Genomic DNA, 11861 nt, shown 5'->3' with positions numbered 1-11861 from the left:
CTTATGCTGTTGTTTCTTCTAAAGACTCCAAGTATTTATACACTTGTTGTCCAGCAATACCGCCGTCACCAACAGCTGTAGTGATTTGTCGCAAATCTTTTTCACGAACATCTCCGATGGCAAAAACGCCTGGCATATTCGTTTTCATTTCGTTGTCTGTTGGAATCCAGCCAGCTTCGTTCGTCAAACCTGCTTCTCTAAAAGGTGCAGTTAATGGATCCAGTCCAACATAGATGAATACTCCGTCTGCTGCTAAATCAAATTCATTGCCGGTTTTGACATTACGTGCTTTCACACCTGTCACTACCATTTCGTTTCCAACGATTTCGTCAACGACTGTATCCCACATAAAGGAAATTTTTTCATTTGCAAATGCACGGTCTTGGATGATCTTTTGTGCACGTAATTCATCTCTACGGTGGACGATCACTACTTCAGAAGCAAATTGTGTCAAATAGATGGCTTCTTCTACTGCTGAGTCCCCACCCCCGATGACTACTAGACGTTTGTTACGGAAAAACGCACCATCACAGACTGCACAGTAAGAAACGCCTCGTCCAGCAAATTCTTCCTCCCCAGGTACGCCTAATTTACGGTGGATACAGCCTGTTGCGATAATGACTGTTTTTCCTTCGTAACTTTTATCTTCACAGATGACTTCTTTATGGCTGCCGTGATCCTTGATATCTTGAACGATTCCATAAGCATTTTCTGTCCCAAATCTTGAGACACTTTCATACATCTTATAAGCTAGATCGGGGCCCATGATCGAATCGAATCCAGGATAATTTTCGATTTCTGCCGTATTGTTCATTTGGCCGCCAGGGGCACCTTGTTCGATCATCAATACGGATAAGTTTGAACGTGAAGCATATAAAGCAGCAGTCATCCCAGCAGGACCTGCGCCAATAACGATTACATCATACATATGTAGATTCTCCTTTACTTAATCAAGTAAGCATACTTTACAGCCAATGCGAAAAAAAGTCTATTGTTCTGCTTGCGTTTCTCGAATAGCTTTATTATACTCGAAAAATCCGCTGAAAAACAATAGACTTTTATAAATCATTGATCAATTGTTCGAAAGATTTTCTCCATTTGAATCAATTACTTTTTTATACCAGTTGAATGATTTTTTCTTTGAACGGGCTAATGTGCCATTTCCTTGGTTATCACGATCGACATAAATGAATCCGTACCTTTTCTTCATCTCACCGGTACCAGCTGATACTAAATCAATACATCCCCAAGTCGTATAGCCTAATAGATCGACTCCGTCTAGTTCTACTGCATCCTTCATCGCCTGGATATGCGCTGCCAGGTAATCGATTCGGTAATCATCTTCCACATAACCATTCTCATCTAGCATATCGACTGCACCTAAGCCGTTTTCTACAATAAATAATGGTTTTTGATAACGATCATAAATATCATTCATCGTTATTCTCAAGCCTAATGGATCAATTTGCCACCCCCATTCACTTGCTTGCAGATATGGATTTTTGACAGAAGCAAAGATATTTCCTGCAGTCTGTTCCAAGAGTTCGTTGTCGGTAGTCGAAACTCGGGAAGAATAATAAGAAAAGGAGATAAAATCAACAGTATGTTCTTTCAGCAATGCGGCATCCCCTGGTTCCATTTCGATCTGAATGCCATTTCGTTCCATTTCTTTCAATGCATAAGCGGGATATTCTCCTCGTGACTGTACATCAATGAAAAAATAGTTTTCTCGATCTGATTTTCTAGAAGCCCAAACATCTTCAGGATTGCAAGTGTATGGATAATATGCTCCTGCTGCCAGCATACAGCCTACTTTGTTCTCCGGATCTACTTCATGAGCAATCTTCGTTGCGATGGCACTTGCAACCAACTCATGATGTGCCGCTTGATATTTGATTTGTTCTTCATTTTCTCCTTCTTCAAAATACAGCCCTGCGCCCATGAATGGTGCATGAAGGATCATATTGATCTCATTGAATGTCAGCCAGTATTTGACAAGTCCTTTATAGCGATTGAAGATGACTCGACACAGATTTTCATAAAAACCAACGAGTTCTCTGGAACGCCACGCACCATATTCTTTGATCAAATGCATTGGACAATCAAAATGCGTAATCGTCACAAGTGGCTCAATTCCGTGCTTTTGGCATTCTTTAAAGACATCCTCATAAAATTTCAAGCCAGCTTCATTCGGCTCTTTCTCATCCCCCATTGGAAAAATACGACTCCAGGCGATGGACATTCGATAAGTCTTGAACCCCATTTCTGCAAACAAAGCAATATCTTCTTTATAACGATGATACATATCGATTGCAATTTTTGCTGGATAAAAATGATCCTCATCAAATTCAAACATTTTTTTCTTTCCGGTGATAACAGGAAAACGGTCTTTTCCGATTGGCACAACATCTACGTTTGCTAGTCCGCGTCCCCCTTCATCATAACCGCCCTCACATTGATTGGCTGCTGTAGCACCGCCCCATAAAAAATCTTTTCTGAATCCCATTATACTTCCTCCATTATATGTGTATTACCTGATAATTCTCTTGCCAGTTCATCTTGAACTTCGATTCCTTCTTCTTTTAATCGGCTGATTGTCTCCTTGAATTGCGGTAAATACTGCTGGTGTGCAATAAACAACTCATCCATGATCCGTTTTGCTGTCTTTCCTGATCGTATAAGTGGATTGATCGTAAACGCCTGTAAAGCTGTCCCATAATCACCAGTCACAGCTGCTTCGATCGTCAGCAATTCCATATTCTTCATTACTTGCAACCAGCCTCTTTCAGCAGCAGGAAGAGAACCAAACGCTACATTTCTCGCTCCTTGTGCGCCAACATAGGCAGTGACTTCTACTACACAATCTGCCGGCAGGTCAGGAACAGCTCCATCATTCTTTGTAGATACCACGATCTGTGTTTCTTTATTTCCATAGATTGAAGCAATCGTTTCACAGGCAGCGTCTGAATAATAAGCGCCACCTCGTTTTTGCAATTGTTCAGGTTTATGGTCTAATTCTGGATCTTTGTATAATTCAAATAGCTCTGCTTCTGTTTCTTTCACTTGCTGCGCTCTTGTACCAATCGTTTGATATTCTTCTAAAGCATGTTCCAGCATTTCTTCTTCACGGTAGTAATAGCGGTGGTAGCCACAAGGGATCATGTTCATTTGTTTTAATTGTTCTTTGAAAAACGGGATATCAAAGATATTTTTCGGTAATCCATTATCTTCATCGTATAAACGATCAATCAATTCTGCCGTGCGGTCATTTCCTTTATTATCTGCTACTTTGTGCCAATGGAAATGATTTAGACCGGCAAACTTGTAGATCAGCTCTTCTTTTTTCTTGCCAAGCATTGCTGGTTCTGTCATCATCGCCATCACTGGCACATTGCATAATCCAATCACTTTATCCCATTTGCCATATCTGATAACTGCTTCTGTCACCATCCCACTTGGGTTCGCGAAATTGATCAGCCAAGCATTTGGACATAAACGCTTCATGTCCTCAACGATTGCCAAAACGACTGGAACGGTACGAAAAGCTTTGAATATCCCGCCAGCACCATTTGTTTCTTGCCCAATCATCCCATAATAACTAGGGATCCGCTCGTCTTTGATTCGTGCATCTAATTGACCGACACGAAACTGAGTCGTAACAAAATCCGCATCTTTCAATGCTTCTTCCCGATCCAGAGTTGCATAGATCTTGACTTCATATGGAGAAGCATCCCACATACGCTGAGACATCTGACTAACGATCTCAAGCTTTTCTTTTCCTTCTTCTACATCTACGAGCCAGATTTCTCGTATCGGTAATTCCTCATATCTTTTGATAAATCCTTCCATCAACTCAGGGGTGTAACTGCTGCCTCCACCAATCGTAGCGATTTTGATTCCTTTTGCCATGTTCTCACTCCTTTACTTTTTTACACTTTCATTATCTTTTTTGTAAACAAAACAAACAATAGAAATCCGTTTCTTTCCAGTAACATTTACAAAAGTTAGTGTTTTCTAATGGATTTTTGTAAATATCTTGTCAAAAAATGTCTATTTTAAGTTATATAGTATAAATCCGTTTACAAATCATTTTCAAAAAAGTTATAATTTACGTAAAAAAATAAGAAGAAGGTATCTACATGTTATTACGTGAAAAAATCAAAGAAATCTCCTTTTCTCCTTCAGAAAATGAAGTGATCCAGTTTCTCTTAAGCGATTCTCCAGCACTTGGCGAAATGACCATCCAAGAGATCGCTGAGCGATGTTATGTCCACCCGTCCACACTCATCCGTATAGCAAAAAAAATGGGTTTTGATGGCTGGGTCAGTTTTCGTAATGCTTTTTTAGCTGAAACAGCCTATCTTGAAGGGAATTTTCAAGACGTAGATGCGAATCTTCCTTTTTCCACCACAGACGGTATTATGACGATCGCAAATAAAATGGCTTCTTTAGAACAGATGACGATTCAAGATACACTTTCTCTCATTCATCATGACCAACTGCAAAAAGCTAAGTATTTACTGCTCCAGGCAAAAAAAATCGTGATCTTCGCCAGTAACTCGAATACTTTGATTTCTCAAGATTTCATGCTGAAAATGAAGCGCATCAAAATGGATGTCACAATTGTCACCACTTTTGGTGAATCATTCTATGAAGCGTACAATTGCACGAGCGATATGTGCGGGATCCTGATTTCTTATACGGGTGAAAATAAAGTGATTCTTCGTACCGCAGAAATATTGAAACAAAATCATGTTCCAATTTTAGCTTTGACCAGTATCGGTGATTCAACGCTATCTGCAATGAGTACAGCCGCTTTGCGACTTACGACACGCGAGCGACTGTATTCAAAAATTGGTAATTTTACGATCAATACATCAATTTGTTATCTTCTAGACGTGTTATATAGTTGTGTTTTTGCAGAAAATTATCAACAGAATTTAGTCCATCTAATTTCTGTCGGTCAAAAATTCGATAAACGCCCTATCAGCTCAGCCATCATGAAAGAGCCTTTCAATTTTGAAAATAAAGAAGTGGAATAAAAAGAATAGTTAAGCCTATTCCATTCTTCACCTAACCGTTCAGGTCAGTGCGGTGATAAGTGCATCGTCTGGCCCGACCGTCTCCCCTTGGTTTTCCAAAATATCCAAATAATCCGTGTAATTGGTGACGATCACAGGTGTTTCTAAACTGTATCCTTCCTTTTCGATTTTCTTTTTGTCGAAGCGTAGCAACAGATCGCCTTGTTTCACTCTTTCTCCTTGCTGCACTAAGCTTTCAAAATATTTCCCTTCCAACTGCACAGTATCCAATCCGACATGAATCAGCAATTCCAGCCCTGTTTCAGAAACCATTCCAATTGCATGTTTCGTCGGGAACAGGGTCATGACTGTTCCGTCAAAAGGGGCACGTACTTCTCCTTTTTCAGGGTAGATCAAGATTCCTCGACCTAGTGTTCCTTGTGCAAAAGCTGCATCCTTTGCTGCATTTAGTGGAGCGATTTGTCCTTGTATCGGTGTTTTTACAATTTCTTTACCTGATTTTTTCTGTATATCATCTGTTTCACCTGCTTCATCCTTCCAAAAGAAAAAAGTCAGCGAAAACCCGATTACCGAAGCAATAGCAATGCCGATAAACGCTTGAAACATACCACTGGCGTCTGTTTCCGTGATGTAGTTTACCACCCCAAAAATCCCTAACCCGCCCATTGTGTAGCTGATTGTTCCAGATGCCATCAAATAGATTCCTGAAACAGCACCACCAATCATCGAGTAAATAAATGGCTTCTTCTTCGGTAAGGTGATTCCATAAATGGCCGGTTCTGTTACGCCGAAGATTCCTGAAATCACAGCGGGCATGCAAAGCGCCTTCATTTTTTGATCCTTGAACTTGAAATACATCGCCAATACCACTGCTGTCTGTGCAAAACTCGCGCCATAAACGCCTACTAACATCTGACTCCACCCATTTTGCGCTAGCTGCATAATCGCAAGAGGGATAATACTCCAATGAAGTCCGAAAATCACCAGTACTTGCCAAAGAAACCCTAGAACTGCACCATACACAGCTGGAGAAAAGTCCATCAATGCTTGGAATCCCGTGCTTAATAGATCTGTCAGTATACTGACAATCGGACCGATAATCAAAAAGCCAGCAGGAAGTGCGATTAATAACACAGAAAAAGGAACCAAAAAGGTCTGGACGACTGCAGGAATCCATTTCTTGGCAATTTTTTGGACTTGTCCGGCAAATGCGATAATGAAGATAACAGGTACGACGCTACTGGTATAACTGCTGCCCACCCATGGGATACCCAAAAATGTTTCATAAGCCGGAAGACCCAGCAAGCTATAAGGCGCAGGACTGCCATCAGGGAAACCACTTTGTAGTGCTGCTCCTTGTACAGTCGGATAACAAAGTGCTGCACCAATCACGAGCCCCACCATCGGATTCAGATGAAATTTTTTCGCTGCTGTGTACCCTAAGATCACTGGCATGAAATAAAAAATTGCATCCCCTATCCCATTCAGCATGATGTACGTACCCGATCCTTCAGTATAAAATTTGAGAAACAAGAACAAAGCATTTAATCCTTTGACCATTCCCGCTGCAGCCAAAGCACCTAAAAAAGGCTGGAAACAGCCACTTAATATGTCGATTAATCGATTGAACAGATTACTACTTGAAGAAACCTCTTCTTCTGCTTCATCGGAAATCCCGGCTACTGTCAGTACTTCTGCATAGACATCTGGCACATGATTCCCGATTACAACTTGATATTGCCCGCCGCTTTTCATGATGGTGACTATCCCTTCCATCTTTTTCAAAACATCATCCTTTGCTTTATTTTCCTCCTTTAGTTTGAAACGAAGTCGCGTCACACAGTGTGTCAAGCTACGGATATTTTCTTTTCCTCCGATATTCTTTACGATGTTTTCTGCTAATTCCTGGTATTTTCCCATTTCTATTCCCTCCAATTAATTAGTGGAAGGTTTAGCCAACTGAATGTCACTACCCTTATTTTCATACGTTCTTGTTAATTTATCCTCCTTTTTTATTTATTTACAACGATTCTCATGCACTAAACGCGCAGTATGGATCGTTAAATACATTTTTTCATCCGTGGACATCTGGTAGTCGAAAGCCCCGGTTAAAAAGTCTGCTATTTTCTCAACGCAACCAAACGTATCCTTATATTTTTTTTGAATAACTTGGAACAATTCCTCAGAAACTTCTCCATCTTCTGATTTCGCTCCATCTAGAACACGTGTCAGAAAAAAACGCAGGTGTGTGACGAATCGAAAAAAGTGGACTGAATCTTCATCAAATGTAATCTTATAGTAATAGCGGACGATATTTAAAATATCCTGTATTGTTGTGGTAAACAGGTAGGTATTGTCTTGCTGGCTTTGAATGCCTTGTGCATTGACTAAATGCAATGCGATAAATCCGGCTTCGTCTTCTGATAACTTGATGTGGTATTTATCCGAGATTTTCTTCACTGTTTTTTTCCCAATGGCATACTCTTTAGGAAACAGTTGTTTGATATCATACAGCAATACATTTGGCACAAAGATCCCCATTTTTTGACGTTCGATAGCTGTATACAAGTGATCCGTCAATGAAATATACACAGAATCATTTAAGTGGACTTGCAGAGCCTCTTTTGTATATTCAATGATTTCACAAGAAATTTCTAAGTACTCAAGAGGAATCGCTTGTGCCAATTCTTGGAACTGTTGTGAAAGTCCGTCATTTGTCAACTGAAATTTTTTGTCGATGCATGAGTCAAGAATCGGGTCACCCACCTTCTTTTTGAATGCCAATCCTTTTCCCATCACAATCATTTCCCGATCTCTTTCATCCCTTGTTATTACGACGTTGTTATTCAGTACTTTCTCAATCAGCATGTTTTGCTCCTTTCCATGATATATAGGGCTGTATCCAAAACAAAAAGAAAAACCCAAAAAGCCGTCCATGAAACCATGGGAGACTCATTAGGTTTAGCATGCATCAGGCAATCACTATCCAAGTTGTATCGTTTTCTTTATATTATCGAAAGCAAACGATTTTGTCAACGCTTTCTTAAGGGCTATTAGGCACTTCTGACTAGCTGACGTCGTCTTTTTTAAATCTGGTAACTACGACACTAACTCTCACAGATGAAAAATATGGGAAGCTATGTTTTATTTTCACTCTAGTGCTTAGGTCAAAATGCTACTGTCACAACATCTTTTATATACCACTACTTTGCAGTTTGTACATATCTGCATACAAACCATTTTGCGCTAGAAGTGTTTCATGATTCCCGCGTTCTACTATATGACCTTTGTCTAAAACTAAAATCAATTCTGCATCTCGAATCGTTGACAGCCGATGGGCAATCGCAATCGTTGTCCGTCCTTGACGCATTTTTGCCAATCCTTCTTGGATCAATCCTTCTGTTTCAGTATCGATATTTGCTGTTGCTTCATCCAATACTAGAATTTTAGGATCAGTCACGATTGTTCGCGCAAAAGTGATCAGCTGTCGTTGTCCACTAGAATAGCTGGCACCATGTTCGATCACTTTTGAGTGATATCCTTTTGGTAATTCATCGATGAATTTGTTTGCTTGAACAAACTCAGCCGCATGGCGTATCTGTTCGTCTGTGATAGCTGGATTCATCATCCGAATATTTCCTGCGATATCCCCATAAAACAAGAAAGCATCTTGCAAGACCAGCCCCATTTTCTTACGTAACTCTTCCATTGGATATTCTCGAATGTCATGATCATCAATCAATATCTGACCTTCATAAAATTCGTAAAACCGCATCAACACATTGATGATCGAGCTTTTCCCACTTCCGGTGTGTCCCACTAATGCAACGGTCTCTCCCGGATTAGCAACAAAAGAGATATTGTTTAATACATTGTGCTCTCCATCATAAGAAAAGCTTACATTGCGAAACTCAATCTTACCTGAAGTAATCATTTGATCTGCTCCAGGGTTTTGTTGTGGTGCATATTCTTCCGTATCCATAATCTTCAAGATACGACTACCAGCAACCATCCCATCTGTGAAGATGCTCAAAAAGTCCATCATTTGAGACATTGGATTAAAAAATCCCTGGACATAGGTCGTAAATGCATAGATCAGTCCAACTTCTACGGGAGAATGCAACGCATCGATCCCAAACAAAGTCAACACCAACGCAATCGCCAATGCATATAGAAAATTGATGATTGGACTTAACAGAATCGAATTCGTTTTGATCATCGCATAACGCGTGTCTAAATACTCATTGTTCACTTGTTCAAATTCTTTAGCTAAACGAGCTTCTTGGCGAAACTGCTGGATAATACGCATGCCGGAAATCGATTCATTCAATTTCGTATTCAGCTGACTTAATTTTTCTCGCATATTCCGGTAAATACGAGAACTAAATTTCTGGTAATACCAGATGACGATTCCTAAAATTGGCAAGAACACCAAAGTCCACAAGGCAATTTCTCCATTGATTTGAAACATGGCAATGAATGAAGAAACGACTGCAAAGATCCCAGTCAATACCATCAAAAAGACGTACCAAAATTCAAATAGCGTTTCTGTGTCATTCGTCACTCGAGAAACGGTTGATCCTGCCGGTGTCTGATCAAAATAACGCATACCTAGTGTATGCAGCTTTTCAAATAATTTTACCCTAATATACTGATAGGTCTTCAATGAAGCCATGGAATACAAATACCATTGGAAAAACCAAATGATACTTTTTACTATGACTCCAAATAAGTACATACTAGCAAAAAACAAAATAACTTGTGTCGTAGCCGACTGTTTAGCCAGATGATCATCCATAAAAGTTTGGATGATCCTTGGCAATAGGACATTGATCACAGACAGAGCAAACGCAAATAAGATAGCAACGATGAACGTTCTTCTAAAAGGTTTGGCGAACTTCATCAGTCGTGTGATGATCTTTTTCTGTTCTTTAAGTGGAATCGATTTTGTCCATTCCGATTGATAATTTTCATCCATCAGGCCTCGCCTCCTTCTATCTTCGCTTCTAATTGCTGTTTCTCCCACATTTGTTCATACCAGCCGCCTAGTGCAAGCAGCTCATGATGGGTTCCTCGTTCAATGATTTTCCCTTGATCGACAACAATGATTTCTTTTGCATGCATTACGCTACTTAAACGGTGAGCTGAAATGATAGTTGTTTTCTCTTTTCTTATTTCTTTTAAATTATGCAAGATAGCTTCTTCTGTTTTGGCATCTACTGCAGAAAGTGCATCATCTAATATTAATAATTCAGGATTTTTGATCAATGCTCGAGCAATCGAAATCCGTTGTTTCTGTCCGCCAGATAAAGAGACTCCACGTTCTCCAACTAAGGTATCATAACCTTTTGGTAATTCCTTAATTTCATTGTTGATAAATGCTAAAGAAGCCGCATGCTCTACTTCTTCTTCTGAAAGTTTTGGATTAGAAAAACGGATATTATCTCGAATGGTCATCGAAAACAAGAAGTGATCCTGAGGCACATAGCCGATTGATCCTAATAAAGCATTCAATGAATATTCTTTGATCGAACGTCCGCCAAATTGGATTTTCCCTTGATAATCATCGTATTCACGCATCAGTAATTTGATGATCGTCGTTTTTCCCGCACCAGTTTTCCCAACAATACCTAATGTTTCTCCTTCTTGGATTGCAAACTTGATTTGTTCTAATGCTGGTGATTCTTCTTTCGGATAATTAAAAGAGGAAATAGCTACATTCAGCTCGCCTTTTGCCGGGGTCTGCACTGCACCCAGTTGTTCCACGATATGCGTTTTTTCATGCAAAAGTTCATTGACGCGATCATAAGAAGCATTTCCTCTTTCCAATACGTTGAACAATCGACCAATCGCAAACATCGGCCAAACAAGCATACCGATATAACTAATAAATGAGACCATCTGCCCGATCGAGATCGTGCCTTCCAAGACATACTTTCCACCTAAAATAATTGTTGCAACATAAGACAGACCGATAATCAAGGTAATGAATGGATCAAATAAGGAGTCTAAAAAATTGACTCGTTTGTTTTTAATAATTGCATCTTCAATCTTTTCTTCAAAATCCGCTAGATCTTCTTTTTCTTGTCCAAATGTTTTAATGACTTTGATCCCAGTGATACTTTCTTGTGTCTTATCATTGATACTAGAAAAAGCTTCTTGCGAATCACGAAAAGCATCATGGAGTTTTGACCCCAGCACTCGCGAAGTGACGGCCAGCAAAGGCAGAGGAATCAGCGCAATCAGTGTTAAGCGCCAATCAATAAACAAAATCATCGCAATGATCGTTGTTCCGCCCGTAATCACTGAATCTGCAAAGGTCAAGATACCAGCTCCTGCTACATTCTGGATCGCATTCAAATCATTCGTTGCATGAGCCATCAAATCCCCAGTCCGATATTTTTGGTAAAAGAGATTGTCCATTTCTGTAAAATGTTTGAATAACTGCTGCCGAAGTTCTTTCTCCAACCGAGCTGCACTTCCCCAAATATTCGTCCGCCAGATATAACGAAAAAGATATTGTAAAAAAGCAGCGATAATCAATAGGAAGATCCACCCGAAAATGATCTTTACTGATAAATTTTTATCGGCAATCTCATCAATGATGATCCCAATCACTTTTGGAGGAACTAACTGTACCAAGGCCACTGCGAATAGCGAGAAAACCCCAATTAAATAATGTTTCTTTTCCTGACGAAAAAACCAGCCTAACTTTCTAAAAATCGACATTTTACTCCTCCTTTGTCTTTATCAAGAGCCTAGGATTGTCTGTGCTTGTCTTTTTGCTGAATAATCTGAATAGTCTAACAAATTACGAAA

At 39.8% G+C, this 11861-nt stretch carries 8 protein-coding genes; 1 reads left to right on the top strand and 7 read right to left on the bottom strand.

Features of this window, described 5'->3' with window-relative positions; genetic code table 11:
* Position 1: 1 nt before the first annotated feature.
* The 3 genes from trxB to IGL70_RS03990 form a co-directional block, all read right to left on the bottom strand.
* On the bottom strand, positions 2–928 hold the full coding sequence (gene trxB, locus IGL70_RS04000) for a thioredoxin-disulfide reductase (RefSeq protein WP_002296150.1): 927 nt from the start codon (positions 926–928) through the stop codon (positions 2–4).
* Positions 929–1072: 144 nt separating this feature from the next.
* On the bottom strand, positions 1073–2506 hold the full coding sequence (locus tag IGL70_RS03995; RefSeq protein WP_104873938.1) for a 6-phospho-beta-glucosidase: 1434 nt from the start codon (positions 2504–2506) through the stop codon (positions 1073–1075).
* The gene (locus IGL70_RS03990; protein WP_002289176.1) at positions 2506–3909 is read right to left on the bottom strand and encodes a 6-phospho-beta-glucosidase; all 1404 of its coding nucleotides are present in this window, start codon (positions 3907–3909) and stop codon (positions 2506–2508) included. The genes IGL70_RS03995 and IGL70_RS03990 overlap by 1 nt, the downstream gene beginning before the upstream one ends.
* A gap of 230 nt (positions 3910–4139) precedes the next feature.
* On the opposite strand from IGL70_RS03990, the gene IGL70_RS03985 reads away from it, so the two are divergent.
* Complete coding sequence (locus IGL70_RS03985) at positions 4140–5042, top strand: MurR/RpiR family transcriptional regulator (protein ID WP_002334136.1); 903 nt, start codon at positions 4140–4142, stop codon at positions 5040–5042.
* Between the two features lie 39 nt (positions 5043–5081).
* Here the strand turns inward: IGL70_RS03985 and IGL70_RS03980 are convergent, their stop codons facing one another.
* The 4 genes from IGL70_RS03980 to IGL70_RS03965 form a co-directional block, all read right to left on the bottom strand.
* The gene (locus IGL70_RS03980) at positions 5082–6962 is read right to left on the bottom strand and encodes a beta-glucoside-specific PTS transporter subunit IIABC (RefSeq protein WP_081156483.1); all 1881 of its coding nucleotides are present in this window, start codon (positions 6960–6962) and stop codon (positions 5082–5084) included.
* 96 nt (positions 6963–7058) lie between these two features.
* Entirely contained in the window at positions 7059–7910 is an 852-nt protein-coding gene (gene licT, locus IGL70_RS03975; RefSeq protein ID WP_002327764.1) for a BglG family transcription antiterminator LicT, read from the bottom strand.
* Between the two features lie 325 nt (positions 7911–8235).
* Positions 8236–10020 carry an ABC transporter ATP-binding protein gene (locus tag IGL70_RS03970; RefSeq protein ID WP_104873939.1) on the bottom strand — a complete coding sequence of 595 codons (1785 nt, stop codon included), beginning with the start codon at positions 10018–10020 and terminating at the stop codon, positions 8236–8238.
* Positions 10020–11771: an ABC transporter ATP-binding protein gene (locus IGL70_RS03965; RefSeq protein WP_002304603.1), complete on the bottom strand. Its 1752-nt coding sequence runs from the start codon at positions 11769–11771 to the stop codon at positions 10020–10022. The genes IGL70_RS03970 and IGL70_RS03965 overlap by 1 nt, the downstream gene beginning before the upstream one ends.
* Positions 11772–11861 lie beyond the last annotated feature (90 nt).

The organism is Enterococcus sp. DIV0901a, from assembly GCF_051711525.1.
In the GTDB taxonomy this organism is placed as follows: Bacteria; Bacillota; Bacilli; order Lactobacillales; family Enterococcaceae; genus Enterococcus_B; species Enterococcus_B faecium.
This window is presented reverse-complemented; position numbering and strand designations above follow the sequence as displayed.